Origin of the sequence: Stutzerimonas sp. R40042 (assembly GCF_026642215.1) — a bacterium.
Lineage (GTDB): Bacteria > Pseudomonadota > Gammaproteobacteria > Pseudomonadales > Pseudomonadaceae > Stutzerimonas > Stutzerimonas frequens.
In genome coordinates this window covers 1,370,926-1,397,286 of the sequence record NZ_CP113258.1, presented here as the reverse complement: position 1 = coordinate 1,397,286, position 26,361 = coordinate 1,370,926, and the positions used below count along the sequence as shown (strand labels likewise).

At 56.4% G+C, this 26,361-nt stretch carries 23 protein-coding genes, 1 tRNA gene and 5 pseudogenes; 19 read left to right on the top strand and 10 right to left on the bottom strand.

Going from position 1 to position 26,361, the window contains the following annotated elements:
• Window positions 1-99: 99 nt before the first annotated feature.
• Window positions 100-309, top strand: a complete 210-nt coding sequence (locus tag OUY36_RS06595) for a cold-shock protein (protein WP_003282211.1) — start codon at window positions 100-102, stop codon at window positions 307-309.
• 107 nt (window positions 310-416) lie between these two features.
• Here OUY36_RS06595 and apbC read toward each other — a convergent pair whose 3' ends face one another.
• On the bottom strand, window positions 417-1,511 hold the full coding sequence (gene apbC, locus OUY36_RS06590; protein WP_267937308.1) for an iron-sulfur cluster carrier protein ApbC: 1,095 nt from the start codon (window positions 1,509-1,511) through the stop codon (window positions 417-419).
• Window positions 1,512-1,686: 175 nt separating this feature from the next.
• Here apbC and metG point away from each other — a divergent pair, with 175 nt between their 5' ends.
• The 17 genes from metG to OUY36_RS06510 all read left to right on the top strand — a co-directional run bounded on the left by metG (window position 1,687) and on the right by OUY36_RS06510 (window position 19,232).
• Window positions 1,687-3,726, top strand: coding sequence for a methionine--tRNA ligase (gene metG / locus OUY36_RS06585; protein ID WP_267937305.1), 2,040 nt, complete (start codon window positions 1,687-1,689; stop codon window positions 3,724-3,726).
• 62 nt (window positions 3,727-3,788) lie between these two features.
• Window positions 3,789-3,995, top strand: a complete 207-nt coding sequence (locus OUY36_RS06580) for a cysteine-rich CWC family protein (RefSeq protein WP_267937303.1) — start codon at window positions 3,789-3,791, stop codon at window positions 3,993-3,995.
• Window positions 3,995-4,687, top strand: coding sequence for a pseudouridine synthase (locus OUY36_RS06575; RefSeq protein WP_267937302.1), 693 nt, complete (start codon window positions 3,995-3,997; stop codon window positions 4,685-4,687). Before OUY36_RS06580 ends, OUY36_RS06575 begins: the two co-directional genes overlap by 1 nt.
• Window positions 4,688-4,766: 79 nt before the next feature.
• A tRNA-Gly gene (locus tag OUY36_RS06570) sits at window positions 4,767-4,840 on the top strand.
• Between the two features lie 237 nt (window positions 4,841-5,077).
• A complete protein-coding gene (locus OUY36_RS06565; RefSeq protein ID WP_043223221.1) occupies window positions 5,078-6,931 on the top strand; it encodes a tyrosine-type recombinase/integrase in 1,854 nt (617 codons plus the stop codon).
• Between the two features lie 138 nt (window positions 6,932-7,069).
• A complete protein-coding gene (locus tag OUY36_RS06560; RefSeq protein ID WP_009399900.1) occupies window positions 7,070-8,056 on the top strand; it encodes a 2Fe-2S iron-sulfur cluster-binding protein in 987 nt (328 codons plus the stop codon).
• A gap of 134 nt (window positions 8,057-8,190) precedes the next feature.
• On the top strand, window positions 8,191-9,171 hold the full coding sequence (locus OUY36_RS06555; protein WP_014819624.1) for an IS5-like element ISAch1 family transposase: 981 nt from the start codon (window positions 8,191-8,193) through the stop codon (window positions 9,169-9,171).
• Between the two features lie 224 nt (window positions 9,172-9,395).
• A complete protein-coding gene (ndoA, locus tag OUY36_RS06550) occupies window positions 9,396-9,710 on the top strand; it encodes a naphthalene 1,2-dioxygenase system ferredoxin NdoA (protein WP_009399901.1) in 315 nt (104 codons plus the stop codon).
• A 69-nt stretch (window positions 9,711-9,779) separates the two neighbouring features.
• On the top strand, window positions 9,780-11,129 hold the full coding sequence (locus OUY36_RS06545; RefSeq protein ID WP_267937301.1) for an aromatic ring-hydroxylating oxygenase subunit alpha: 1,350 nt from the start codon (window positions 9,780-9,782) through the stop codon (window positions 11,127-11,129).
• 15 nt (window positions 11,130-11,144) lie between these two features.
• Window positions 11,145-11,726 (top strand): aromatic-ring-hydroxylating dioxygenase subunit beta, encoded by a 582-nt coding sequence (locus OUY36_RS06540; protein WP_267937300.1) that lies wholly within the window; start codon window positions 11,145-11,147, stop codon window positions 11,724-11,726.
• A 69-nt stretch (window positions 11,727-11,795) separates the two neighbouring features.
• Window positions 11,796-12,575, top strand: a complete 780-nt coding sequence (gene hcaB, locus OUY36_RS06535; protein WP_267937299.1) for a 3-(cis-5,6-dihydroxycyclohexa-1,3-dien-1-yl)propanoate dehydrogenase — start codon at window positions 11,796-11,798, stop codon at window positions 12,573-12,575.
• Between the two features lie 47 nt (window positions 12,576-12,622).
• Entirely contained in the window at window positions 12,623-14,074 is a 1,452-nt protein-coding gene (locus OUY36_RS06530) for an aldehyde dehydrogenase (protein WP_020307246.1), read from the top strand.
• A 27-nt stretch (window positions 14,075-14,101) separates the two neighbouring features.
• The gene (gene nahC, locus OUY36_RS06525; protein WP_014819634.1) at window positions 14,102-15,010 is read left to right on the top strand and encodes a 1,2-dihydroxynaphthalene dioxygenase; all 909 of its coding nucleotides are present in this window, start codon (window positions 14,102-14,104) and stop codon (window positions 15,008-15,010) included.
• Window positions 15,011-15,416: 406 nt separating this feature from the next.
• Window positions 15,417-16,421 (top strand): dihydrodipicolinate synthase family protein, encoded by a 1,005-nt coding sequence (locus OUY36_RS06520; RefSeq protein WP_037060439.1) that lies wholly within the window; start codon window positions 15,417-15,419, stop codon window positions 16,419-16,421.
• Between the two features lie 258 nt (window positions 16,422-16,679).
• A complete protein-coding gene (locus tag OUY36_RS06515; protein ID WP_009399909.1) occupies window positions 16,680-17,318 on the top strand; it encodes a 2-hydroxychromene-2-carboxylate isomerase in 639 nt (212 codons plus the stop codon).
• A 98-nt stretch (window positions 17,319-17,416) separates the two neighbouring features.
• A complete protein-coding gene (locus OUY36_RS22035; protein WP_157763227.1) occupies window positions 17,417-17,536 on the top strand; it encodes an alcohol dehydrogenase catalytic domain-containing protein in 120 nt (39 codons plus the stop codon).
• A 295-nt stretch (window positions 17,537-17,831) separates the two neighbouring features.
• Window positions 17,832-19,232, top strand: coding sequence for an OmpP1/FadL family transporter (locus OUY36_RS06510; RefSeq protein WP_090443578.1), 1,401 nt, complete (start codon window positions 17,832-17,834; stop codon window positions 19,230-19,232).
• Window positions 19,233-19,476: 244 nt separating this feature from the next.
• On the opposite strand, the pseudogene OUY36_RS06505 reads toward OUY36_RS06510, so the two are convergent.
• From OUY36_RS06505 to OUY36_RS06485, 5 genes and pseudogenes are all read right to left on the bottom strand, one after another.
• Window positions 19,477-19,743, bottom strand: a pseudogene (locus OUY36_RS06505) (transposase); the annotation flags it as partial.
• 44 nt (window positions 19,744-19,787) lie between these two features.
• Window positions 19,788-21,348, bottom strand: a pseudogene (tnpC, locus tag OUY36_RS06500) (IS66 family transposase).
• A gap of 19 nt (window positions 21,349-21,367) precedes the next feature.
• Window positions 21,368-21,727 carry an IS66 family insertion sequence element accessory protein TnpB gene (gene tnpB, locus OUY36_RS06495; protein ID WP_003292067.1) on the bottom strand — a complete coding sequence of 120 codons (360 nt, stop codon included), beginning with the start codon at window positions 21,725-21,727 and terminating at the stop codon, window positions 21,368-21,370.
• Between the two features lie 86 nt (window positions 21,728-21,813).
• Window positions 21,814-21,966 (bottom strand): annotated as a pseudogene (locus tag OUY36_RS06490) (transposase); the annotation flags it as partial.
• On the bottom strand, window positions 21,963-22,073 hold the full coding sequence (locus OUY36_RS06485) for a recombinase family protein (protein ID WP_238537205.1): 111 nt from the start codon (window positions 22,071-22,073) through the stop codon (window positions 21,963-21,965). The gene OUY36_RS06485 and the pseudogene OUY36_RS06490, both read right to left, overlap by 4 nt.
• Window positions 22,074-22,388: 315 nt before the next feature.
• Between OUY36_RS06485 and OUY36_RS06480 the strand changes: the two are divergent.
• Window positions 22,389-22,910: pseudogene (locus OUY36_RS06480) on the top strand (IS5 family transposase); the annotation flags it as partial.
• Window positions 22,911-23,476: 566 nt separating this feature from the next.
• Here the strand turns inward: OUY36_RS06480 and OUY36_RS06475 are convergent.
• The 4 genes and pseudogenes from OUY36_RS06475 to OUY36_RS06460 form a co-directional block, all read right to left on the bottom strand.
• The gene (locus OUY36_RS06475; RefSeq protein WP_061340924.1) at window positions 23,477-24,727 is read right to left on the bottom strand and encodes an FAD-dependent monooxygenase; all 1,251 of its coding nucleotides are present in this window, start codon (window positions 24,725-24,727) and stop codon (window positions 23,477-23,479) included.
• A 32-nt stretch (window positions 24,728-24,759) separates the two neighbouring features.
• Window positions 24,760-25,494: pseudogene (locus tag OUY36_RS06470) on the bottom strand (IS5 family transposase).
• Between the two features lie 222 nt (window positions 25,495-25,716).
• Window positions 25,717-26,139 (bottom strand): GlcG/HbpS family heme-binding protein, encoded by a 423-nt coding sequence (locus OUY36_RS06465; protein WP_241833480.1) that lies wholly within the window; start codon window positions 26,137-26,139, stop codon window positions 25,717-25,719.
• A gap of 7 nt (window positions 26,140-26,146) precedes the next feature.
• Window positions 26,147-26,338: a 4-oxalocrotonate tautomerase gene (locus tag OUY36_RS06460; protein WP_267937297.1), complete on the bottom strand. Its 192-nt coding sequence runs from the start codon at window positions 26,336-26,338 to the stop codon at window positions 26,147-26,149.
• Window positions 26,339-26,361 lie beyond the last annotated feature (23 nt).

Sequence of the window (26,361 nt, the reverse complement as noted above, 5' to 3'; positions counted from 1 at the left end):
CAAATATCGATACGATCTCCTATCTCCTTGCACACAGTGATGTTCGGGCCCCTTTAGCCCGCACTTTATTCTTCAAAACTTGGTTCAAGGAGACATCAAATGTCCAATCGCCAAACCGGTACCGTTAAGTGGTTCAACGATGAGAAAGGCTTCGGCTTCATCACTCCGCAATCCGGTGACGACCTCTTCGTACACTTCCGTGCCATCCAAGGTGACGGCTTCAAGAGCCTGAAAGAAGGCCAGCAAGTCTCCTTCGTCGCTACCCGCGGCCAGAAAGGCATGCAAGCTGAGGAAGTTCAGGTTATCTAACCTGAGGCTTCTCTGAAAAAGCCCCGCTTCGGCGGGGCTTTTTTATGCCTGCGATTTCGCCCAGGCTGCAGGCGGGCGACAGCTGGCGCCGCCTGCAAACTACCGGATCAGTCCTCCGATACCACAATCTTCGGCATCGACTGCGCGATGATCTGGCCACTCTGGGCGATACGGGCACCGACGGTGCGGGCAACCTCCTGATAGATCATCGCGATCTGGCTGTCCGGATCGGCAATCACGGTCGGTTTGCCCGCATCCGCCTGACTGCGGATCGCCATCGACAGCGGCAGCGAGGCCAGCAGATCTACGTTGTACTGCGCGGCCAGCTTCTCGCCGCCACCTTCGCCGAACAGATGCTCGGCATGGCCGCAATTGGAGCAGATGTGAATGGCCATGTTCTCCACCACGCCGAGCACCGGGATATTGACCTTGCGGAACATCTCCACGCCCTTCTTCGCATCCAGCAGCGCCAGATCCTGCGGCGTGGTCACGATCACCGCACCGGTCACCGGGACCTTCTGTGCCAGCGTCAGCTGGATATCGCCGGTGCCTGGTGGCATATCCACCACCAGATAATCGAGGTCGTTCCACTCGGTCTGGGTGATCAGCTGCAGCAGCGCGCCCGAGACCATCGGCCCGCGCCAGACCATCGGCGTCTTGTCGTCGGCGAGGAAAGCCATCGACATGATCTGCACGCCATGGGCCTGCAGCGGAATGAATGCCTTGCCATCGCGTATCTGCGGCCGGCTGCCCTCGGCAATGCCGAACATGATGCCCTGGCTCGGCCCGTAGATATCGGCGTCCAGCACCCCAACCCTCGCACCCTCACGAGCCAGCGCCAGCGCCAGATTGGCCGCCGTGGTGGACTTGCCGACGCCACCCTTGCCGGACGCCACCGCGATGATGTTTTTCACATTGGCCAGTGCCGGCACCTGATCCTGCGCCTTGTGCGCACGGATCATGCAGTCCACCTGCACATCGGCCCGGCTGACGCCGTCCAGCCCTTCGATGGCCATCGCCAGCATCTGCGCCCAGCCGCTGCGAAACAGTCCGGCGGCGTAGCCCAGCTCCAGCTGCACGCTGACCCGGTCGCCCTGGATGTCGATCGAACGCACACAGCCGGCACTCACCGGGTCCTGATTCAGATGGGGGTCGGTGTACTGGCGCAGTACGGTTTCCACAGCTTCGCGGGTGACGGACATGGGTACTCCTGGAAAGACCGAGCAAATCAGACAGGCATCTTACCCTGCCCTTTAGTTCCGAGCCCACCGACGACCGGGAGCGATGGCGACCCCGTTCCGGCGGTGCGGATGAAAAAAGCGCGCCGGACCTTTATAGTTGCAAACTTTCCTTCGTAATTCCGACTGCCGAGTCCCCATGTCCGAAGCCCGCCAGATCCTCGTTACCAGCGCCCTGCCCTACGCCAACGGTTCGATCCACCTCGGCCACATGCTCGAGTACATCCAGACCGACATGTGGGTGCGTTTCCAGAAGCTGCGCGGCACCCAGTGCATCTATGTCTGCGCCGACGACGCTCATGGTTCGGCGATCATGCTACGCGCCGAGAAGGAAGGCATCACCCCCGAACAGCTGATCGCCAACGTGCAGGCTGAACACAGTGGTGACTTTGCCGACTTCCTCGTCGACTTCGACAATTTCTACAGCACCCACTCGGAAGAGAACCGCGAGCTGGCCGAGCTGATCTACACGCGTCTGCGCGACGCCGGGCACATCGCCACCCGCTCGGTGACTCAGTACTTCGATCCCGAGAAGGGCATGTTCCTCGCCGACCGCTTCATCAAGGGCAGCTGCCCCAAATGCGGTGCCGAGGACCAGTACGGCGACAACTGCGAGAAATGCGGCGCCACCTACGAGCCCACCGAGCTGAAAGACCCGCGCTCGGCGATCTCCGGCGCCACCCCGGTGCTCAAGGACTCCAAGCACTTCTTCTTCAAGCTGCCCGACTTCGAGGCGATGCTCAAGGAATGGACCCGCGGCGGCGCGCTGCAAGAGTCGGTGGCCAACAAGATCGCCGAGTGGCTCGATGGTGGCCTGCAGGAATGGGACATCTCCCGCGACGCCCCCTACTTCGGCTTCGAGATCCCCGGCGAGCCGGGCAAGTACTTCTACGTCTGGCTGGATGCACCGATCGGCTACATGGCGAGCTTCCGGAATCTTTGCAAGCGTCGTCCCGAGCTTTCTTTTGACGCCTTCTGGAGCAAGGACTCGAGCGCCGAGCTGTATCACTTCATCGGCAAGGACATCATCAACTTCCACACTCTGTTCTGGCCAGCCATGCTGGACGGCGCGGGCTTCCGCAAGCCGACCGCGGTGAACGTGCATGGCTACTTGACGGTGAACGGGCAGAAGATGTCCAAGTCGCGCGGCACTTTCATCAAGGCGCGCACCTATCTCGAACACCTGAGCCCTGAGTATCTGCGCTACTACTATGCGTCCAAGCTCGGCCGTGGCGTCGACGACCTCGATCTGAACCTCGAGGACTTCGTGCAGAAGGTCAACTCCGATCTGGTCGGCAAGGTCGTCAACATCGCCAGTCGTTGCGCCGGCTTCATCCACAAGGGCAACGGCGGCGTGATGGTCGACGCCAACCCCGAGCCGGAACTCTGGGCAGCCTTCCAGGCCGCCGCGCCGAGCATCGCTGATGCCTACGAAGCGCGCGACTTCGCCCGTGCCATGCGCGAGATCATGCATCTGGCCGACCGCGCCAATGCCTGGATCGCCGACAAGGCGCCCTGGGCACTGAACAAGGTCGAGGGCAAGCAGGCCGAGGTACAGGAAATCTGCGCATTGGGCGTCAACCTGTTCCGCCAGCTGGTGATCTTCCTCAAGCCGGTGCTGCCGAACCTGGCCGCCGCTGCCGAGCAGTTCCTCAACGTAGCGCCGCTGAGCTGGGACGACCACACCACACTGCTAACCAACCACCAGCTCAACGCCTTCACCCCGCTTATGACGCGTATCGAGCCAGCGAAGATCGAAGCCATGATCGAAGCCTCCAAGGAGGACCTGGCCGCCAGCGAAACTGCCGCGCCCGCGGGCAATGGCGAGCTGGTCAAGGCACCGCTGGCCGCCGAGATCAACTTCGACGCCTTCGCTGCGGTAGACCTGCGCATCGCCCTGATCGAAAAGTGCGAGTTCGTCGAAGGTGCCGACAAGCTGCTGCGCCTGACCCTGGACATCGGCGATGCCAAGCGCAACGTGTTCTCCGGCATCAAGAGCGCATACCCCGACCCGAGCAAGCTGGAAGGCCGGCTGACCCTGTATGTCGCCAACCTGGCGCCGCGCAAGATGAAGTTCGGCATGTCCGAGGGCATGGTGTTGGCGGCAGGCCCTGGCGGCAGCGAGATCTATCTGCTCAGCCCGGATAACGGCGCCAAGCCCGGCCAGCGCGTCATGTGATCCGCGCTTCGCGTGCCGGCCCTTGACCGGCACGCGAAGCTCGTCGTTTAAACGGAAACGCCATGAGCGAGCCTGTAGATCCTTCCCGCTGCCCGCTCTGCGGCCAGCCCAACCAGTGCGCCGAATGCGACACTCGCGCCGGCCAGCCATGCTGGTGCATGACCGCAACCATTCCCCAGGACACGCTCGACGGCATTCCCGCCGCCGTCAGAAACCAGGCCTGCATCTGCCCCCGCTGCGCCCGCAGTGAATCCGCAGACAAACCCTGATGCGCCTCGATCGTTACCTCGGCAGCCGTGCGCAGCTCAGCCGACAGGACGTCCGCCGCCTGATGAGCGACGGCCGTGCACGGATAAACGGCGAAATCACCCGGGCCATGGACCGGGAGGTGCGCATATTCGACTGCGTGGAGCTTGATGGGCAGGTCCTGCAGCCAGGCAAGGCCGCCCGCTACCTGATGCTGCACAAACCGGCCGGCTGCGTCAGCGCCACTCGTGATGCCGCGCACCGTACCGTGCTCGACCTGATCGATGAGCCAAACAAGGATGACCTGCACATCGCAGGCCGCCTCGACTTCAACACCACCGGCCTGATGCTGCTGACCAACGACGGCCAATGGTCACGCCGTCTGACCCAGCCGACTAGCCTGCAGGGCAAGGTCTACTTGGTTGAAACCGAAGACGAAATCGATCCTGGCTGCATCGAGGCCTTCGCCCAGGGTCTGTACTTTCGCTTTGAAGATCTCATCACCCTACCGGCCGAACTGGTACTGCTCGGCCCACGCCGCGCCCGCCTGACCCTGCATGAAGGCCGTTACCATCAGGTCAAGCGAATGTTCGGGCGCTTCAACAACCGGGTCACCGCCCTGCACCGCGAAAGCATGGGGCCGCTGCGGCTGGACGCCAGCCTGACACCCGGCTGCTACCGAGCATTGACGGGCGATGAGATCGCACAAGTCTGACCGCCCGTAGCCGCCCACCAGAAAAACCTGCTGCCGCGCTTCATTTCACCCCAGCCTTCTGGTAAAAAGGCACCCCTGAGCGGGCGTCGTATAATGGCATTACCTGAGCTTCCCAAGCTCATGACGAGGGTTCGATTCCCTTCGCCCGCTCCACTGCATCATTCTGCGGACTTCCGCAGAAGTCCAAGAGAGTCTGCAAGTCGTTGCCACACAAAGACTTTTTCTCTCTTTGACGTTCTGCTGTGGTCCACTGCGATCCGCCTACAGCCGGGACTTTTAAGTCCACAAACAAGTCCATTTTTGCGGGCGCGGCTGATTCCGGATTGTTGATGGAGAGGCGAGGTCGACGTGACCAGCATCTGGTTCCTGACTCATGTTCGGAGCAAGAGCATGGCACTCTCAGACCTGGCCGTTCGACAGGCCAAGGCGACTGGCAAGGCATACACCCTCCCTGACCTGGATGGCCTCTCCCTGGCCGTCACCGCTGCCGGTGGCAGGACTTGGCACTTCCGCTACTACTGGGCGGGCAAGCAGAAGCGGATGTCGCTCGGCACCTACCCGGAGGTGACGCTTCGCGAGGCCCGCAGCCTGCGCGATGAAGCGCGCGCCCTGCTGGCCAAAGGCACCAATCCTCGCGATCACCGCAAGCAGAAGCGCACCGCTGTCCGGCTCGCCGACGAAAACACCTTCGAGGCGGTGTATCGCAAGTGGCTCAAGCATCGCGGGCTCAGCCTCAAGGAAGGCCGGCAGACGACTCTCTCGATCCTTCCGCGCATCTTCGACAAGGATGTGCTGCCGACCTTGGGCAAGCAGTCGATCTATGAGATCAAGCGGCCCGACCTCCTGGAGGTGATCGCCAGGATCGAGAAGCGCAGGGCGCTCTCCGTCGCCGAGAAAGTCAGGACGTGGTTCAACCAACTGTTCCGCTACGCGCTGGTGATCGTGCCGGGCCTGGAGCAGAACCCCGCCTTCGATCTCGATGTGGTGGCGCTGCCGCTGCCACCCGTCAACCACAACCCGTTCCTGCGCATGGCCGAGCTGCCAAGGCTGTTGCAGCGGCTGCGCAGCTATCGCGGCCGGCGGCAGACCCAGCTCGGGCTGCGGCTATTGCTGCTGACCGGCGTGCGAACCGGAGAGCTGCGGCAGGCGATGCCGGATCAATTCGATCTGGACCGAGGGCTGTGGATCATCCCGCCCGACGTCGTGAAGCAACTCCAGGTGGATATGCGCAAGAAGCGGCAGCAGCCGAAGGACATCCCGCCCTACATCGTGCCGCTGTCGATTCAGGCCATGGAGATCGTCCGGCACCTGCTCGATGAGTTCAAGCCGGCCCAGCGCTACCTGTTCCGGCACGACAGCGACCTGAAGAAGCGCATCAGCGAGAACACGCTCAATGGTGCGCTCAAACGCATGGGCTATCAGGAACGCCTGACCGGACACGGTATCCGTGGCACGATGTCCACTGCGCTCAACGAGATCGGCTACCCGAAGGTCTGGGTGGATGCACAGCTTTCGCATGTCGATCCCAACAAGGTCAGCGCGACCTACAACCATGCCGCGTACGTGGAGCAGCGTCGACGCATGATGCAGGACTGGGCCGATCGCCTCGACCTCTTCGAGCAGAACCAGGTCGAGGCGGCCAGCATGCCGCTCACCGTGCATCTGGAAGGCGTGCCCGCATTCCCCACTGAGCAAACCGCAAGCGCGCCCTCTACGCCGGTTGCCGCTTCGCCAAGCCTGCTCGTGACGAAGCCGGGTGACGCCATGCCGTTGGTTTCTGCCGCCGCACATCGGCTGCCGGCAGTGCCGCCCCAGCGATCGGCCGCGCCGCTGGTACCTTCGGACATTCAGCGCGAGAGAATGGATTTGTTCGATGTCTTCGAAGCGCCGCACAACCTTCCCGTCGCTGCGTTTGCCAAGATAGCGGGCAAATCCCGCAGGTGGATCAGCTATGAGATCCAGGCGGGCAACTTGCTGGCTTTGAACGTGGGCAACCGCGGCCAGCGCGTGCCGGACTGGCACCTCGACCCGCTCAAGCACGAGCTGATCCAGTCTGTCCTGAAGCTGACCAGGGGTGCGGACCCTTGGCAGATCTACCATGCACTGCTGCAGCCGCGCTCGATGCTGCGGGGGCGCTCGGCACTGGAGGGCGTGACTGCCAGCAATCTCGACAAGCTCGTCATGGCCGTGAGCACAGCGGTGAAGGAAAGCGAATGGACCCCGCTGCGGGTCGGGGTCGTGTAGTCAAACAACGGGCCGGTAAGGGATGGCCTGGACATTATTCATATTGGTGATACTAATATTCATTTATGGTTTATTGACTATTAGAATACAGTCAATGATCATGGAACCATAAAACATATAAATAAAGAAGCCAGATCTATGGAACTTCTCGTACTACCGAACAATCGCCGCTTGCCTTTTGATTCCGGTGCCAACCTTTTGGAAGTGCTCCGTGAGCACCGTGTGGGTATTTCCTACAGCTGTATGTCTGGACGATGCGGTACTTGCCGCTGCCGAGTTATAGATGGCAGCGTCATTAGTTCGGCGGCGAAAAGCGGTGACTCAAATCGCATCGAAGAGCATTATGTACTCGCCTGTCAGTCAGTGCTCACCAGCAATTGCGCAATTGAGATCATAGACTCAGACGACATAGTCACTCACCCGGCGCGAATCATCAAAGGCATGGTTGTCGCCGTCGAGTCGCCCACTCACGATATTCGCCGCATCCGCATTCGCCTCGCCAAGCCCTTCGAGTTCTCACCCGGACAGTACGCGATGCTACAGTTCAGTCCCGAACATGTGCGTCCATATTCAATGGCTGGTCTGCCAGATGACCAAGAAATGGAGTTCCATATCCGCAAAGTGCCGGGCGGGCGTGTCACGGAGTATATTTTCGAGCACGTCCGCGAAGGTACAAGCATTAAGTTGAGTGGGCCTCTTGGTACGGCCTATCTGCGTCAGGCTCACACCGGGCCGATGCTGTGTGTGGGCGGCGGGACCGGACTCGCACCGGTGCTGTCGATTGTTCGCGGCGCGCTGAAGTCGGGAATGACGAACCCCATCCACCTTTATTTCGGGGTGCGCAGTCAGCAAGACCTTTACGACGCAGACCGATTGAACCAACTCGCGGCTATCCACCCTCAACTGACTGTCCATACAGTGATCGCGACGGGCCCGATTAATGAGGGCCAGCGGGCCGGCCTAATTACCGATTTGATTGAAAAAGACATTCCCTCGCTGGCTGGGTGGAGAGCCTACCTGTGCGGCGCACCAGCGATGGTTGACGCTCTATGCACCGTCGCCAAAGATCTTGGAATATCGCCCGAGCATATTTATGCCGACGCCTTCTATCCCAGCGGGGTCTGAATTGCCCCGACCCTGCACCTCTGTACATCGAGAATTCATCAGGAAGACACTTAAATGAGCATCACTAAGGAAACTCTGAAGAAGACTTCCTGATTTGGCAAAATACCCAGACTCTCCACCCGCCCGAGTTTCCGATGAAGCAGATGACCTTCGCCGACGCCGAGTACGCCGGTAAGCGCAAGCAGACCCGCAAGGAATTGTTCCTGATCGAGATGGATCGGGTTGTGCCATGGAAGGGTTTGATTGCCTTGATCGAGCCGTATTACCCCAAGGGCGAAGGCGGCCGACCCGCCTATCCGCTGATGGCGATGCTGCGCGTACATCTGATGCAAAACTGGTTCGGCTACAGCGATCCGGCGATGGAGGAAGCGCTGTACGAGACCACCATCCTGCGTCAGTTCGCCGGGTTGAGACTGGAGCGCATTCCGGACGAGACCACCATCCTCAATTTCCGCCGGCTGCTGGAGAAGCGTGAGTTGGCGGCCGGTATCCTTGGCGTGATCAATGGCTACCTGGGAGATCGCGGCCTGTCGCTGCGCCAAGGCACCATCGTCGATGCCACGCTGATCAATGCGCCGAGTTCGACCAAGAACAAGGACGGCAAACGCGACCCGGAGATGCACCAGACCAAGAAGGGTAACCAATATTACTTCGGCATGAAGGCCCACATCGGAGTGGATGATGAGTCGGGTCTGGTACACAGCGTAGTCGGTACGCCAGCCAACGTGGCGGATGTCACTCAGGTCGACAAGTTACTGCACGGCGACGAAAACGTCGTTTGCGCCGATGCCGGCTACACGGGCGTCGAAAAGCGCTCCGAACATGAAGGCCGGGCGGTGATCTGGCAGGTCGCGGCACGCCGCAGCACTTACAAGAAGCTTGGCAAGAGCAGCCCGCTCTACAAAGCCAAGCGCAAGGTCGAGAAGGCCAAGGCGCAGGTGCGGGCGAAGGTCGAGCACCCGTTTCGGGTGATCAAGCGCCAGTTTGGTTACACCAAAGTTCGCTTTCGAGGGCTGGTGAAGAACACGGCGCAGTTAGTGACGCTGTTCGCCCTGTCGAACCTGTGGATGGCGCGCCGACATTTACTGGCGAATACAGGAGAGGTGCGCCTGTAATGTGGGAAATGGCCGGCGCGAGGTGCTCGCGGCGGCTAAAAACCCAGAAAGAATGGATGATTCGATCGTTTTTTAGACGAATCGCCGCTTTTAAAATTGGCAGGGCTGAAGTCAGCCAGAAATACGTGACTACTTCAGACCATCCCTAACAACAGCCGCGTCTGAATATTTAGGACAGCTGGATGATCTCTAACTCCATCATTACCCCATTTGAAGATAGCTTTATGACAGAAAAATGGATTGACGCAGTCGCTCTTTATGAAATCCCTGAAGGTGACGTCCTCGGCGTGACAGTCGAAGGCAAGGAACTAGCGCTGTATGAAGTGGAAGGCGAAATCTACGCTACCGACAACCTGTGCACACATGGTGCTGCCCGCATGAGTGATGGCTTTCTAGAAGGCAGAGAAATTGAATGTCCTTTGCATCAAGGTAGATTTGATGTTTGCACAGGCAGGGCCTTGTGCGCCCCTGTGACACAGAACATCAAAACATACCCGGTGAAGATTGAGGGCCAGCGTGTGATGATTGATTTGAGCTGAGAATTTTAATAGGAGGCACCCCGGACCCTAGAGCGTAATCCCCCCCATTCGATCTCTTGAGGTGAAAATATGAATTACAAAAATAAAAACTTGGTGAGTGAATCTGGGCTGACCCAAAAACACCTGATTCATGGCGACGAAGAACTTTTCCAGCGCGAACTGGAAACCATTTTTGCTCGGAACTGGCTTTTCCTGACTCATGACAGCCTGATTCCGTCCCCTGGCGACTATGTTACGGCAAAAATGGGGGTTGATGAGGTTATCGTCTCCAGGCAGAACGACGGTTCGATTCGTGCTTTCCTGAACGTTTGTCGTCACCGTGGCAAGACGCTGGTACACGCAGAAGCAGGTAATGCTAAAGGTTTCGTTTGCAGCTATCACGGCTGGGGCTTCGGCGCTAACGGTGAACTGCAGAGCGTCCCGTTTGAAAAAGAACTGTATGGCGAGGCGCTCGACAAGAAATGTATGGGATTGAAAGAAGTCGCTCGTGTAGAGAGCTTCCATGGCTTCATCTATGGTTGCTTCGATGAGGAAGCCCCTTCTCTCAAAGACTACATGGGGGACGCTGGCTGGTACTGGGAGCCTATGTTTAAGCATTCCGGAGGGCTAGAACTGATCGGTCCTCCAGGAAAGGTCATAATCAAGGCTAACTGGAAAGCGCCCGCGGAAAACTTTGTGGGGGATGCGTACCACGTGGGTTGGACGCATGCGTCTTCGCTTCGCACAGGGCAGTCGGTCTTCTCGTCGTTAGCTGGCAACGCAGCTTTGCCCCCAGAAGGTGCAGGTCTGCAAATGACCTCCAAATACGGCAGCGGCATGGGTGTGTTGTGGGACGGATATTCAGGCGTGCACAGCGCAGACCTGGTTCCGGAATTGATGGCCTTCGGCGGTGCTAAGCAGGAACGGCTGAACAAAGAAATTGGCGAGGTTCGCGCACGAATCTATCGTAGCCACCTCAACGGCACCGTTTTCCCGAACAACAGTTTTCTGACCTGCTCGGGTGTCTTCAAGGTATGGCACCCGATCGACGCAAATACCACTGAGGTATGGACCTACGCCATGGTCGAAAAAGACATGCCCGAGGATCTCAAGCGCCGCTTGGTCGACGCGGTTCAGAGAACGTTTGGGCCTGCTGGCTTCTGGGAAAGCGACGACAACGACAATATGGAAACGGAATCGCAAAACGCCAAGAAATATCAGTCCAGGGATGGCGATCTGATTTCCAACCTGGGTTTCGGCGGGGACGTATACGGCGACGAGGTTTATCCTGGCGTCGTCGGCAGATCGGCGATTGGCGAGACCAGTTATCGTGGCTTCTATCGGGCTTACGGCGCGCACATCAGCAGCTCTAGCTGGGCTGAATTCGAGGATGCCTCTAAAAATTGGCATACCGAACTGACAAAGACTACTGATCGCTAACAGACGAGAGGGACCATGATGATTAATATTCAAGAAGACAAGCTTGTCTCCGCCCACGATGCCGAAGAGTTTCTTCGTTTCTTAAATTCCGGCGACGAGGCTTTGCAACAAGAAGCTACCACGTTGCTAACCCGGGAAGCGCATCTTTTAGACATTCAGGCTTACCGCGCCTGGTTAGAGCACTGCGTGGACTCAGAGGTGAAATATCAGATTATCTCACGCGAACTGCGCTCAGCTTCCGAGCGCCGTTACCAGCTCAATGAAACCATGAACATTTTCAACGAGAATTATGAACAACTGGAAGTTCGCGTAGCGCATCAACTGGATCCGCAAAACTGGGGCAATAGTCCAAAGGTGCGCTTTACTCGTTTCATCACAAATATCCAGGCTGCAATGGACGAAAATGAAGATTTGCTTCACATTCGCTCCAACCTAATTGTTCACCGAGCACGACGCGGCAATCAAGTCGATGTCTTCTATGCCACTCGGGAGGATAAATGGAAGCGCGGCGAAGATGGAGCGCGTAAGTTGGTCCAACGATTGATTGATTATCCAGAGCGCACATTCCAGACGCACAATGTGATGGTCTTTATGTGACCCAATAATCGCCTTTACAAATGGTGACTGCTACAAGCGGTCCCATTGTTAAAAAGGAAATTTGTGTGTATGAGCAATCAACAAGTCGTTTCGATAACCGGTGCTGGCTCAGGAATTGGTCTCGAACTGGTTCGATCCTTTAAGTCCGCCGGTTATTGCGTATCCGCTCTCGTACAAAACGAGGAGCAAAAGGCGAGCCTTTGCAATGAGTTCAAGGACGCACTCGAGATCGTCGTGGGCGATGTCCGGGACCACGCAACAAATGAGAAGCTGATAAAGCAAACAACCGATAGATTCGGCCATCTCGATTGTTTCATTGCAAATGCCGGTATTTGGGATTACATGCTTGGCATCGAAGAGCCTTGGGAGAAAATATCGAGCAGTTTTGATGAGATATTCAACATCAATGTCAAGAGCTATTTCAGCGGTATCAGGGCCGCCCTGCAGGAACTGAAAAAGACTAGCGGATCAGTGGTGATGACCGCTTCAGTGTCGTCCCATACGGTCGGTGCTGGTGGTTCTTGCTACATCGCCAGCAAACATGCGGTCCTGGGCATGATGAAAGCTTTGGCTTACGAATTGGCTCCCCACATTCGCGTCAACGCCGTTGCACCGGGCGGCACCGTGACGTCTCTGAGCGGTCCCGCAAGCGCCGGCTTCGACAAAACTCACATGAAAAACATGCCCGGTATCGAGGACATGATCAAGGGTCTAACGCCTCTTGGATTTGCAGCCAAGGCCGAAGACGTAGTGGCACCCTATTTGTTGTTGGCGTCGCGAGATCAAGGGAAATTCATTACCGGGACTGTCATTAATATAGATGGAGGGATGGCGCTCGGTCGCAAGTAGGTTTGTCGCCTATCTTGAAATAATAACTAAATTTCTGGTCAAACCGCATGAATACAAAATTGTTTATCAACAATGTCTGGATCAATTCCAGTGACCAACAGACCTTCGAGCGAAAGCACCCCGTCAGTGGTGAGGTGATGACGGAGTGTGCAAACTCCACGGTGATGGATGCGTTAAAGGCCGCGCAAGCTGCCCAAGAGGCGTTCCAGACCTGGAAGACTGTTGGCCCTTCGGAGCGTCGCCGCCTTCTGCTGAGGGTTGCTGAGGTCATGGAAAGTAAAACACCCGAGTTTATCGAAGTGATGGCCAAGGAGGTGGGAGCCTCCGCTCTTTGGGCCGGCTTCAATGTCCAGATGTCAGCTAATGTGTTCCGTGAAGCGGCATCGCTGGCTACACAAATTCAGGGGGAAACTATTCCGACAGACAAGTCTGACACGCTCTCAATGACGCTACGTCAGCCGGTCGGTCCGATCCTGAGCATCGTGCCGTGGAACGGCACCGCAGTGCTGGCGGCACGAGCCATCGCTTATCCGCTGGTCTGCGGCAACACGGTGGTATTCAAAGGTTCTGAGTTTAGTCCCGCGACGCATGCCCTGATCACCCAGTGCGTGCAGGAAGCCGGGCTGCCTGCTGGCGTGCTCAACTATCTCAACTCTTCGCCTGACCGTTCGCCCGAGATCGCCGACGCACTGATCTCAGCCAAGGAGATCCGCCGCATCAACTTCACGGGCTCCACCCGCGTGGGCAGTATTATCGCGCAGAAGGCCGCGCAACACCTCAAGCGCTGCCTGCTGGAGCTCGGTGGCAAGTCCCCACTTATTGTTCTGGATGACGCGGACATCGACGCAGCTGTCAAGGCAGCGGTGTTCGGTAGCTTCCTGTTCCAAGGTCAGATCTGCATGTCCACTGAGCGCTTGGTGGTTGATGAGAAGATCGCCGACGAATTTGTCGCCAAGTTTGCCGAAAAGGCCAAGCGTTTGAGCGCGGGCGACCCATGCGTAACTGGCGACTGCATCATCGGCCCAATGGTCTCGCCAAATTCAGGCGAGCGGATCAATGGTTTGTTCAAGGACGCGATCGACAAAGGAGCCACAGTTGCCTGCGGCGGCATGGCCCAAGGTGCGGTCATGCCGGCCACGATCCTGGATCACGTCAAATCCAACATGCGGATCTACGATGAGGAGACCTTCGGTCCCATCACTGTGGTGATCCGTTGCAACGGCGAAGCAGAGGCCATTCGCATTGCCAACGACAGCGCCTATGGCCTGTCGTCGGGCGTATTTGGCCGCGACATCAACCGTGCTTTGCGCGTGGGCATGTCCATCGAATATGGTTCAGTGCACATTAACGGATCGACTGTCCAAAGCGAGGCGCAGGCTCCATACGGAGGCACTAAGAACACTGGCTACGGGCGCTTCGACGGCCGTGCTGTGATCGATGAGTTCACAGAGCTCAAGTGGCTGACCATCGAGCCTTTCGAGCAGCAGTATCCCTTCTAATAAGCACTAACTCCATGGAATCAAACTATGAGTAAGCAACCTGCAGTTATTGAACTCGGATACATGGGCATCTCGGTCAAGGATCCTGATGCGTGGAAATCATTCGCCACGAATATGCTGGGCCTGCAAGTTCTTGATGAAGGTGAGAAGGACCGCTTCTATCTACGTATGGATTACTGGCATCATCGAATCGTGGTCCATCATAACGGCCAGGACGACCTGGAATACCTGGGCTGGCGTGTGTCCGGAAAACCGGAGTTCGAGGCTCTCGGTCAAAAACTCATTGACGCCGGTTACGATGTTCGCGTCTGCGATAAAGCCGAGGCTCAGGAACGAATGGTGTTGGGCCTGATGAAGACAGTAGATCCAGGCGGCAACCCGACCGAGATATTCTGGGGCCCCCGGATCGACATGAACAACCCGTTCCATCCCGGCCGCCCCCTGCACGGCAAGTTTGTGACTGGTGACCAAGGCCTGGGTCATTGCATCGTTCGCCAGACCGATGTCGAAGCTGCCCACAAGTTCTATAGTCTTCTGGGCTTGCGTGGGGACGTCGAATACCGGATCCCGCTGCCCAACGGCATGACTGGCGAACTAACGTTCATGCATTGCAATGGTCGGGACCACTCCATTGGGTTTGGTGCCATGCCCGCTGAAAAGAGGCTCAATCATGTGATGCTTGAGTACACCGACATAGAGGATCTGGGATACACCCATCAACAGTTTGTAAAGAACGACATTGACATTGCCTTGCAACTTGGCATTCATGCTAACGACAAGGCGCTGACGTTCTATGGCGCAACGCCTTCGGGTTGGCTCATTGAGCCCGGCTGGCGAGGTGCCAAGGCCATAGACGAAGCGGAGTACTACGTTGGAGACATCTTTGGCCATGGTATCGAGACCACTGGCTACGGCCTGGATGTAAAATTGAGTTAAAACTACAACCAAAGTTACAGGCGCAGGCTCTCTTCCAGATATGCGTTGGGGAAAATTACTTATGCTCCTGCAGTATTAATTTTCCCGATTTTGCTCCGGTTCACCCTCACATCGGGGCTGTAATAGATTATACAAGGATCGTGGCGAATGAGGATGCTAGCCTCAGTCGTTCGATGCAGATCATGCATGGGGCCCAGCACTGCAAGTTCATGTTGACTTAACGAGCGACTGGCTCGTTAGTATTGATATCCGGAAGCTGTTCCTTAAACCGAACGTATAAAGGTGATTGGGCTCCAAGAGGCTACAGCTACGGTAACTCTAGATCCGTAATTTGGAGTCGGTCGCGATTGGACAACGGTTCTGACTAACCTAGTTCCAGCTTTTTTACCTAACCAAGAGTGTCTCCATGTCGAATAAAACTATGAAACCAGCGCGTCTTACTGCCGAGGATATCCATGGTGTCTGGGCTATTATGCCAACGCCGGCTACTCCGGATGCTTCTAACTGGCGCAGCACTAACACAGTTGACTTAAACGAGACTGCTCGCATAGTTGAAGAACTGATTGCGGCTGGTGTCAACGGAATTTTAAGTATGGGCACTTTTGGCGAGTGCGCTACGTTGACCTGGGAGGAAAAACGTGACTATGTTTCGACGGTTGTCGAAACCATTCGTGGTCGCGTGCCTTATTTCTGCGGCACCACGGCCTTGAATACCCGCGAAGTCATCCGCCAAACTCGTGAGTTTATGGATATGGGCGCCAGCGGTACCATGCTCGGTGTCCCAATGTGGGTGAAGATGGACCTGCCCACAGCGGTCCAGTTCTATCGTGATGTTGCAGAGGCGGTACCGGAGGCTGCCATTGCGATTTACGCTAACCCTGAAGCCTTCAAGTTCGACTTCCCTCGCCCCTTCTGGGCAGAAATGTCCAAAATTCCGCAGGTAGTAACTGCCAAGTATCTAGGCATCGGAATGCTTGACTTGGACCTGAAATTGGCACCCAACATCCGCTTCCTTCCACACGAGGACGACTATTACGCGGCCGCACGCATCAATCCTGAGCGCATGACCGCGTTCTGGTCAAGCGGCTCCATGTGCGGCCCGGCTACCGCCATCATGTTGCGTGATGCAGTGGATCAGGCCAAGAGCAGCGGTGACTGGATCAAGGCCAAAGCCATCTCCGATGACATGCGCGCAGCCGATTCGACATTGTTTCCGCGTGGCGACTTTTCGGAGTTCTCGAAATACAACATCGGACTTGAAAAAGCACGCATGGATGCAGCTGGCTGGCTCACAGCTGGACCATGCCGTCCGCCCTATAACATCGTCCCAGAAGACTATATTGCTGGCGCCCTTAAGTCAGGCAAAGCTTGGGCCGCACTGCATGCTAAATACAGCAAGGAATTGAAGTAGTCCAACTCGATTGGTCTGGCGAAATGCTGGAAAAGACGCTGAACGATTTGAAATATATTAGATTAATCATATTTCTTGCGCTACTAGTAGGCGTCGCCAGTTCGGCAAATTTAGCTAAGACTGCTAGTCTCGCAGACTCGGGTGTGAAGTCAGGCTTTAGGAATACCGAATGAAGCCAGCATATCAAGCCGACGATGGGTGCCATCCTTGATGAGGCAACCCACTGTTGGTTGGCTTAGTTTTTTGGAGTGTTTGATTGTGATTGTTGATTTCTATTTCGACTTTTTGAGCCCTTTTTCTTACTTGGCTAACCATCGCTTGTCGAAGCTAGCCCACGATTATAGCTTTTCCATTCGCTATCACTCGATTGATTTGGCGCGAGCCAAAATCGCCATCGGAAACGTAGGCCCCTCCAATCGCGATCTGAAAGTCAAACTTGCCTATTTGATGGTGGATTTAAAACGCTGGGCCGAGCTGTACGGATTACCGTTTTTATTTCCTGCCAATTACAATAGCCAACGGATGAATGCTGGGCTCTATTACTCGGGTGCCGAAACGCAGACTGCTGCTTACGTGAATACAGTATTCAATGCAGTTTGGGGGGAAGGTATAGCTCTGGACTCGGAAAGCCTGCTTGCCCTAGTGTGCGGGACTCTAGGGTGGGATCGCGCTGCTTTCGAGGAGTTTCTCAGCAGCGACGCTGCAACAAATGCGTATGATGAGCATACCCAGGCCGCCATCGAACGTAAAGTATTCGGTGTACCAACGATGTTTTTGGGCGATCAAATGTGGTGGGGCAACGACCGTCTATTTATGCTCGAGAACACACTGAGGTGCGGCTGTAGTGCTGGAATAGCCGCCGCGGGGGAAACCGGAGTAAAACCGGTAACAGAATGAGATGGAAATCAAAGCGGCAATAGTCCGTAAAAAAACGGCCCATTCTTATTCGGGCATGTAGCTCTTAATGAGCTGCAGAAGATCAAGTTCTCGTTATATTGGTTGCGACCGGGTTGTGTCATACGGATCTGATTTGTCGCGATCAGCATTATCCGGTTCCGCTCCCGATGGTTTTAGGGCATGAAGGGCCTGGTGTAGTTCCTGCTATTCAATCGTAAGCTTCGTGGAATCGTCGAAGATCAGTCGATTTCAGATATTTTTATTCCGAGGTTGGTGGAACTTTATCGCCAGGGGAAGTTTCTATTTGACAAGCTAATTAAGTTTTATCCTTTTGAGGAAATCAATCGAGCCGCCGAAGACTCGGAAGAAGGGGTCACGCTCAAGCCGGTGCTCCATATTGGTTGAAACGTGCTGGTAGAATTACGCGGCTCGTGTGGGCTTTTCTAAGGTTGCGGGCAGTTTGCTTTTAGTGATGTTGTATCCCAAAAACAAAATTAATAAACGGTGGAACATATGATTAAAAAAACAAATTTACTCAATAAAACAATTAGTGCTGCGATCTTGGGTATTGCGTCAAGCCATGCGGTAGCGACGGATGGTGTGTTTTTGGAGGGCTTTGGCGCGGTTTCCAGAAGCATGGGCGGTACGGCTGTTGCTCATTATGTCGGGCCCGCGTCAATGATGGTCAACCCAGCGACAATGGACTTGTCTGATGCGACAGGTGAAATACTGCTAGGGCTAGATCTGATTACCACAGATATCAGCGCCACTAATCTTGGTACAGGCGAGAAAGCGTCATCAAGTCGGCATTCTAATAATAGAGGCCCCTATGTTGCCCCTCAGCTTGCTTTTATCCGTAAAGTTTCTAACTGGACCTTTGGCGCGGGCATATTCGCACAAGCGGGGATAGGGGTCGAGTATGGGAAGGACAGTTTTTTGTCCCGCGGCGATATTGGCGGAATGGGCTATGCCGCCGATGCTGATACCGGCCTTGAGAACGCCAGTCGCTTGTTTATACTTGACATACCTTTTGCCGTGAGTTTTAAGATTAACGATCGTCTTGTTATCGGTGGATCGCTAGATGCAAAATGGAGTGGTTTGAATCTCGATTATTTGCTGGGAACGAACCAGTTGGGTAGTCTCGCCGGTGATGGGCGTGTGTCCGGTTCGCTGTTGGGCTTGATCGGCACTTTACCCGACCCGCGGGGTGTGCATTTGAGCGTTAGCCAAAACAAGGAACTTGCGAGTGGTGTCGATGGTTGGGGATACTCGGGTAGGTTAGGTTTGCTATATAAGATTACGCCAACGACCAAGTTGGGTATCTCCTACATGCTCAAAAGCCATATGAACGATTTGAAAGGGAAGGGGACTGTTACCGCGGTAGATGGCCTCATCGGTAATGTGCCTATCGAGGGCGAGGTTCGTGTTTTAGACTTTAATACCCCTGCCAAACTTGACGTGGGTCTGAGCCACCAAGTTACGGACAAATTACTCGTTGCTGTTGATGTGTCTCGCGTTTTTTGGAAGGATGCCTGGAAGGATATAAAGGTAGGGTTTTCTAGTGATGTTGGTGATGTCGACTTAAGACTTCCTCAAAATGCCAAGGATCAAACAATAGTGGCGATTGGGGCTTCGTATGCAGCTACCCCGAATTTAACAGTGCGAGCAGGTTACCGTCAGGCGACGCAGCCCTTTAATGATGAGGGATTGTTGGCGCTAGTTCCGGGTATTTTGCGGAAACACGCTTCCTTGGGATTCAGCTACCAAGTATCAAAATCGGGTAGGTTCGATGCTGCGTATTCGCATGCCTTCGAGCAAAGTATGACCAATCGATCGGCTTACAACACCTCGTCGCCCGTGAGATCGTCCATGTCGCAAGATAATTTCGTCTTAGCCTATAATTATTCATTCTGATTAAATCGCTATCGTGAGCATCTGAAGTTCGTACTAATTAATTTTAGCCGCTGTCTTTGTTGGCTCGATCTTCGGGGGCAATAGCGATCTGGTTGACTAGGATGGTCTGAAGTAGTCACGTATTTCTGGCTGACTTCAGCCCTGCCAATTTTAAAAGCGGCGATTCGTCTAAAAAACGATCGAATCATCCATTCTTTCTGGATTTTTAGCCGCCGCGAGCACCTCGCGGCGGCCATTTCCCGCATTACAGGCGCACCTCTCCTGTATTCGCCAGTAAATGTCGGCGCGCCATCCACAGGTTCGACAGGGCGAACAGCGTCACCAACTGCGCCGTGTTCTTCACCAGCCCTCGAAAGCGAACTTTGGTGTAACCAAACTGGCGCTTGATCACCCGAAACGGGTGCTCGACCTTCGCCCGCACCTGCGCCTTGGCCTTCTCGACCTTGCGCTTGGCTTTGTAGAGCGGGCTGCTCTTGCCAAGCTTCTTGTAAGTGCTGCGGCGTGCCGCGACGTAAGCGCTCCATAAACCCACCTACCGCTAACAAGGTTCGCAAGTCAGGATGCAGTTGCTGGCGAGCAGTTCCATGGCAGCAGTGCTTCGCAGTCGTCTACGCTGCTGGCGGTCGGCAGGCGTTCGAGGATGTGGCGCAGCCAGGCGTAAGGTTCCTGGCCGTTGGCCTTGGCGGTTTCGATCAGGCTGTAGATCTGCGCGCTGGCCCTGGCGCCTTTCGGGGTGTCGCTGAACAGCCAGTTCTTGCGGCCGATGACGAACGGGCGGATGGCGTTCTCGGCGCGGTTGTTGTCGATTGGCAGGTGGCCGCCTTCGAGGTAGCGCACCAAGCGGCTCCAGTTGCTGGCCAGGTAGTTCACCGCCTTGCCCAGGGCGGTCTGTCCGGCGACCTGTGGTTGGGTCTTGTCCAGCCAGGTCTTAAGTTGGTCGATGATCGGTCGGCTGCGCTGCTGGCGGGCGGCGAGGCGCCCGCTGTCGTCGGCTTCTTTCAGCTCACGCTCGATGCCGTAAAGCTTATTGATCAGGTTCAGCACGATGTCGGCGCGCCCGGTCTTGCCCTTGGGCTGCACCTTCTGTGCTTCGACGAACTTGCGTCGCGCATGCGCCCAGCAGGCCAGGCGTTCGATGCCCTCTTGTGCGGCCACGGCGTTGTAGCCGGCATAGTCGTCAGTCATCAGGTAGCCGCGGTAGCCTGCGAGCAGGCGCAGCGGTACTTCCTGCGCACGGCTGGATGAGTAGTCGAACAGGATCACCGGTTTGTCGGGTGGCCCACCGCTTTGCACCCACATCCAGGATTGCGTGGTGGGGTCACGACCCGGCTCATGCAGTACCTGCAGCCGGGTTTCGTCGCAGTGCAGCACCGGGTAGTCGAGCAGCCGGTCGCGCATCAGGTTGATCACGGGTTGCAGCTGTTCGCCGCACTGGATTACCCAGCGCGCCAGGGTCTGGCGAGAGATGTCGATGCCGTGCCGGCTGAGCATCCTCTCGAAGCGGTACAGCGGGATGCCGTCGGCGTACTTGGTGGCCAGCAGCATCGCCAGCACGCTGGGGCTGGCCAGGCTTTTCTCGATCAGCTGGGCTGGCTTGTCGGCGGTGACCGGTGCCGCTTCGCAGGCCTTGCAGGCATAGGTCTTGCGGATATGGCGGATCACCCGCACCTGCATCGGGATGATCTCCAGCTGCTCGCTGGTTTCTTCGCCGATGGCCTGCTTGCGGCAGCCGCACTCGCAGGTCAGCGCGTGCTCGGGCAGTTCGTGAATGACGTCAATACGCGGTAGCTTGGCCGGCAGCGGCTTGCGCTTGCCACGGCGCTTGAGCGGCACCATAACCTCTTCTGCCTCAGCTCCATCACCGCCTGGCTCGTCAGTGCAAGCACCCTCTTCGACCAGCTCTTCGGCCTCGTTGAACATGGCCAACTGCGGCGAGTCGCGCATCCTCGGGGCTGCGCTCTGACTTCGGCGAGAACAGTTTGTGGCGCAGCAGAGCGACCTGTTCCTGAAGTTGACTGATTTTGTTCAGATCAGATTGACGTGCCAGCAACACTTGCGACAGCAACTGTTTGAGCGCGTCGGGATCGTCAGGAAGGGTATCGGGCACGGCAATCATGGCCGTGGATTATACCGGCTCAGGCCACGTAACGCGGCGTCAGGACTTGATGAGGGCGGTTTCGCCAGAGGTCGATGCCGTCGAGCAGCCAGTTCAATTCGTCGACCGTCAGCTCGATGGGCTCATCGCCGGCATCGGGCTTGGTCTTGAAGCGCTCGGCCTCTAGGCGTTTGAGCCACAGGCAGAAACCATTACGCTCCCAATAGAGGATCTTCACCTGGTTGCGGCTGCGATTGAGGAACACGAACAGTACCGGGTTGAACACTTCCACCTTTATATCCAACTCGACGAGTGCCGCCAGGCCGTTGATGGATTTACGAAAGTCGACAGGCTTGGGATAGAGATAGACCTTCTGCACCTTGGCGTCGGGACGCATCATGGCAGCTGCTCCTGAAAAGAAATCAGGAGCGCAGCATCGTCTGGCTATCGGTTCGTTTGAAGATGGGGTTTATGGAGCGCTTACTAACCAAACTGGCGCTTGATCACCCGAAACGGGTGCTCGACCTTGGCCCGCACCTGCGCCTTGGCCTTCTCGACCTTGCGCTTGGCTTTGTAGAGCGGGCTGCTCTTGCCAAGCTTTTTGTAAGTATTGCGGCGTGCCGCGACCTGCCAGATCACCCATAGGGCGCCGTCGAGAGCACATTGACACTGCCGCGCTTCGCGCCATGAAGCTTGCCGCGACGATTGCGCTCCATGATCTTGGCGCGCTCGTATTCAGCGATCATGCCCTGCATCTGCAGCAACAGCGCCTCTTCCGGGGTCGCGCCGATGGCGTGATTGAGGAATCACGACCTCGACGCCGAACGCCGACAGTTCCTCGATGAGAAGAACCTGGTGCGCGTACTTTCGCGATAGGCGGTCCGGTGACAGCACGTAGAGACGCTCGATCAAGCCGAGTGCCGCAATCGATACGACCGGCAGTGATCTTGCGCAGCCCGCTTGCACATTGGTTGGCAACGGGGGAAGCTCATTAAGGAAACTCTGAAGAAGACTTCCTGATTTGGCAAAATGCCCAGACTCTCCACCCGCCCGAGTTTCCGATGAAACAGATCACTTTCGCCGACGCCGAGTACGCCGGTAAGCGCAAGCAGACCCGCAAGGAATTGTTCCTGATCGAGATGGATCGGGTTGTGCCATGGAAGGGTTTGATTGCCTTGATCGAGCCGCATTACCCCAAGGGCGAAGGCGGCCGACCCGCCTATCCGCTGATGGCGATGCTGCGCGTACATCTGATGCAAAACTGGTTCGGCTACAGCGATCCGGCGATGGAAGAAGCGCTGTACGAGACCACCATCCTGCGTCAGTTCGCCGGGTTGAGCTTGGAGCGCATTCCTGACGAGACCACCATCCTCAATTTCCGCCGGCTGCTGGAGAAGCATGAGTTGGCGGCCGGTATCCTTGGCATGATCAATGGCTACCTGGGAGATCGCGGCCTGTCGCTGCGCCAAGGCACCATCGTCGATGCCACGCTGATCAATGTGCCGAGTTCGACCAAGAACAAGGACGGCAAACGCGACCCGGAGATGCACCAGACCAAGAAGGGTAACCAATATTACTTCGGCAGTGCGACCCGAAAGTCGCATGGGTTTCTGTTCCGCAGGTTAACGCCCGACGGAACCGACTGTTCCACCACTCGTTCCCTACCCAGACAGGCGTGGCCGGTAACAGCCGGGTCTGAAGCTCTGGGACAATGTTACCGCCGATATTTCGGTAGGTCGAACCGCGAGGCCAGACTGAATCTGCCAGCATCAAGGCGGAGATTAGCTAGGGATGAGCGGGTACGGCTAACACAAGTGAACCTCATATAAACGTCGTCATAGTGTCGAGCCTGCTGGAAATGACCTGAACCGGGCACCGGTTGCGTGATGCAACCGGCCATTCACGATGCTCTGCGAGCGCCCAAGTCGGCGTTCGGATGCCAAGGAGCTGCACTTTCGAATCCTGGCTCAGTCCGGATGAGTGTTTTTAGAGGTGCCCCAAGAGGCTTAGGCCATCAAGACCCAGGATGGTAAAGATTTCCACAACTCGCTTCCCGGTTAATCGCAATGCTGCTCCGCTTAGGTGAGTAGCATTGCACCACAGGTCTTCTACGGTAAATTACATTCCGAGGTGACGTAGAAAGCCCGCATCACAACCAGGTGCCGCCCTGGCGTTCATCCGGCTCGTTGAGATCGCTAGCATCGAAGCCGTGGATCCAATCGAGGTGATGCACCATGGCATCATGAGATGCAAGACGTGCATCGCGCCGATCCCTCTCTTCACCCGGTGGCAAGTGCAACATATCGCCAGTGGTCACGGACGCATACACAACTTTGCGCGCCCGGCCACGACGCAGTCGCTCGTAACGTTCAAAGGTTTCTGCAATCGACGCGGAACCCGCAGCGGCAATGCAGTCAGCAAGGACCACGGCATCCTCGATCGACTGGTTGGCACCCTGTCCATGGTGCGGTACTAGGGAATGTGCGGCATCACCGAGCAGCGTTACCCGACCTTTACTCCAGCGGCCAAGGATCATGCGATAGACCATGCCCCATCGTTCATTGACTGTTTTCAGGGTGTTCGAAGCGATCATCTCAAGGAGAGCGGGATGCCAGTCCTTGAAGAGGCGCAAATGCTCACCGTCGCCTGTAGGTGCGGTCGATCGTTTTAGTGACCAAGTCGTCGGGGTACGTTCAACAAGGAAGAAATTGATGTCACCTTTCTTATCTCCGCCGATCGGGTAGTGAAGACAGTGGCCGGACTCACCCATCCAGAATTGAATAGCGGTCGGATCAGGCATGCTCGGTAGTTTATCGATTGGAACAATCCCACGAAACGCCGTGTACCCCGCGTATATGTAATCTTCATAGCCGAGCATCAAATTCCGTACGCTGGAACGCACCCCGTCAGCACCAATGACGATATCGGCTTCCGCTTTGCTGCCATCCTTAAAATGTAGCACTACCTGTTCGCCAGTATCATCGATATTTACTAGGCGTTTATTTAGGTGGATGCGTTCCATACCCACCTTCGTGGAGAGGATCCGCTGCAACTCGGCCCGGTGGATGCCGAGATAGGGGCCACCGAAAAGGTCTCGATACGCCTGCCCCCCGGCGTGCCTGCCGATTTCACGGCCAGTCTTTCCGTCGCGGTAGATCAAAGCAGAAATTTCAAACGCAGCCTCATCAAACGCCTCGCCCAAACCCCAGTGGTTATAATAAAAACGCGTGGCATTGGCGGATAATGCGACCGCAGCACCCACCTCACGCAACTCCTCCGCTTGCTCGTATATATCAACGTCGATACCGTGGTGGCGCATCGCAATCGCAAAGGTCAAGCCACCGATACCCCCACCGACCACAGCAATGCGGCGTATTTTATTGGTTTCTTTTTCATTCATGATTATTATCTCTTTAACTATCTGTTGACGTTTCACATTGGTAGCCATAGGACAGCACACCCCATGGCATCCACACTTTCGTACTTCCTTTTCAGCTTGTCGAATTGCGAGGCCATTTCTCGATAATGTTCAGTCGAGCAAAAACGTTCTCCACCAAACACCGATACCTATACAGCCCGCTACCGAGATCACCGCTCCCTTTGACTGGGTTGCGCTTTTCGCGGGATGACCATCCGACTTACGTTCGACTCAATCTGCTCCCGTATTCGCTCGCTGTTGTAGTGTAGCCCTTGTCCGCGACGATCACTTCTGCATGAGGTAGCATCGCCATCAGCTCCGGTGCGGCTGTGCATTCATTGACCTCAGCACCGGTTATTTAAAACTCACTGGGTAAACCATAGGCATCCACCGCCAAATGGATTTTCGTGGTGTTACCTGCTCGGCTTTACCGATGGCTTCAGAGCCATTGCTTAGCGCGCTTTTGCATTAGCTGCCATCAATGAAGGCCAATTCCAGATGCGGCTCGACCACAAGCGCTTTGAAGACTCTGAGTCACCTGCCGACGGCTGACCAGGCGTTGAATCTTTTTATAGACGGTGCTCTAGCATCCGAACGCCCTGAGCAGGTCTCGCCAGGGACAACCGACCCGCATGTGGTACAGCATTCCCTCTACCGTCATACGTAAATACGCTTGTTATGGATAAACTCCTGAAGAAGAGTTTCTCTAGGTTCGACCAGATCTCTTCGCTGAGAAGTAATCGAGGCATTGCAAACTCGTTTTGGTTTTGTTTCGGTGTGATAACTTCTAAATGCGAGATTGACGTTTTTATCAATGTGTTAGCGTTAAACGTCAACGGACCCCTAACATTAAGTATCGAGGGCGAATAGTGAATTGCTGCATGAGTGTGATCCTATTCCGTACGACTGCTAGGCCGGATGTGTGATCCGGCAAGCACTTTTATTGGTCCTGATTGCGGGCTCGGGCCGGCTCAGCCGAGCATCGCCCGCAGACCCGCTTCGGCGCAGGCCTCGTCTTGCTCCTCCGATCCGCCGGAAACGCCGATCCCGCCGATGCGCTGGCCGTCCAGCAGCACGGGCAGCCCGCCGCCGAATACCACCAGCCGCTCGCGGGCCGGAATACCGATGCGCAGACGCTCGTTATCGCCCAGCACTTGCAGCCACTGGCCGGTAGGGAAGCCGAAGCTCGCCGCGGTGTAGGCCTTGTCACGAGCGATGTCCGCCGAATGCAGGAAGGCGCCGTTCATGCTCAGGAGCGCGAGATTGAGGCCGGCGCGATCCACCACTGCGACGTGAATACGAATGCCGAGCACGCTGGCGTGATCGGTCGCCGCCTGGATTGCGCGCAGCGCCGCCTGCCAGTCGAGGTTGGTTTCGAGGGTCGAGACGATCATGCCGGCCTCAGCGCTTGAGCTTGCTGGCTGACTCGCCGCCGATGCCGAAATGACCTTTCGGCATTTCAGTGATGATTACCCGTACGCTGGCCAGCGGTGCGTCCAGCGAGCGCGAGATGGCCTCGCTGACCTCACGGATGAGGGTTTCCTTCTGCTCGTCGTTGCGACCTTCGAGGATATGGATCTGGGCAATGGGCATGTTGTGCCTCCTGAATAAGAAGG

Coding starts and splice junctions, on each gene's coding strand:
- OUY36_RS06530 (WP_020307246.1), top strand. CDS start 12,623: ATGAATACAAAATTGTTTATCAACAATGTCTGGATCAATTCCAGTGAC.
- hcaB (WP_267937299.1), top strand. CDS start 11,796: ATGAGCAATCAACAAGTCGTTTCGATAACCGGTGCTGGCTCAGGAATT.
- OUY36_RS06555 (WP_014819624.1), top strand. CDS start 8,191: ATGAAGCAGATGACCTTCGCCGACGCCGAGTACGCCGGTAAGCGCAAG.
- OUY36_RS06565 (WP_043223221.1), top strand. CDS start 5,078: ATGGCACTCTCAGACCTGGCCGTTCGACAGGCCAAGGCGACTGGCAAG.
- metG (WP_267937305.1), top strand. CDS start 1,687: ATGTCCGAAGCCCGCCAGATCCTCGTTACCAGCGCCCTGCCCTACGCC.
- OUY36_RS06520 (WP_037060439.1), top strand. CDS start 15,417: ATGTCGAATAAAACTATGAAACCAGCGCGTCTTACTGCCGAGGATATC.
- OUY36_RS06540 (WP_267937300.1), top strand. CDS start 11,145: ATGATGATTAATATTCAAGAAGACAAGCTTGTCTCCGCCCACGATGCC.
- OUY36_RS06595 (WP_003282211.1), top strand. CDS start 100: ATGTCCAATCGCCAAACCGGTACCGTTAAGTGGTTCAACGATGAGAAA.
- OUY36_RS06575 (WP_267937302.1), top strand. CDS start 3,995: ATGCGCCTCGATCGTTACCTCGGCAGCCGTGCGCAGCTCAGCCGACAG.
- OUY36_RS06545 (WP_267937301.1), top strand. CDS start 9,780: ATGAATTACAAAAATAAAAACTTGGTGAGTGAATCTGGGCTGACCCAA.
- OUY36_RS06460 (WP_267937297.1), bottom strand. CDS start 26,338: ATGCCCATTGCCCAGATCCATATCCTCGAAGGTCGCAACGACGAGCAG.
- nahC (WP_014819634.1), top strand. CDS start 14,102: ATGAGTAAGCAACCTGCAGTTATTGAACTCGGATACATGGGCATCTCG.
- OUY36_RS06465 (WP_241833480.1), bottom strand. CDS start 26,139: ATGATCGTCTCGACCCTCGAAACCAACCTCGACTGGCAGGCGGCGCTG.
- apbC (WP_267937308.1), bottom strand. CDS start 1,511: ATGTCCGTCACCCGCGAAGCTGTGGAAACCGTACTGCGCCAGTACACC.
- OUY36_RS06560 (WP_009399900.1), top strand. CDS start 7,070: ATGGAACTTCTCGTACTACCGAACAATCGCCGCTTGCCTTTTGATTCC.
- OUY36_RS06580 (WP_267937303.1), top strand. CDS start 3,789: ATGAGCGAGCCTGTAGATCCTTCCCGCTGCCCGCTCTGCGGCCAGCCC.
- OUY36_RS06510 (WP_090443578.1), top strand. CDS start 17,832: ATGATTAAAAAAACAAATTTACTCAATAAAACAATTAGTGCTGCGATC.
- ndoA (WP_009399901.1), top strand. CDS start 9,396: ATGACAGAAAAATGGATTGACGCAGTCGCTCTTTATGAAATCCCTGAA.
- OUY36_RS06485 (WP_238537205.1), bottom strand. CDS start 22,073: ATGATCGCTGAATACGAGCGCGCCAAGATCATGGAGCGCAATCGTCGC.
- tnpB (WP_003292067.1), bottom strand. CDS start 21,727: ATGATGCGTCCCGACGCCAAGGTGCAGAAGGTCTATCTCTATCCCAAG.
- OUY36_RS06475 (WP_061340924.1), bottom strand. CDS start 24,727: ATGAATGAAAAAGAAACCAATAAAATACGCCGCATTGCTGTGGTCGGT.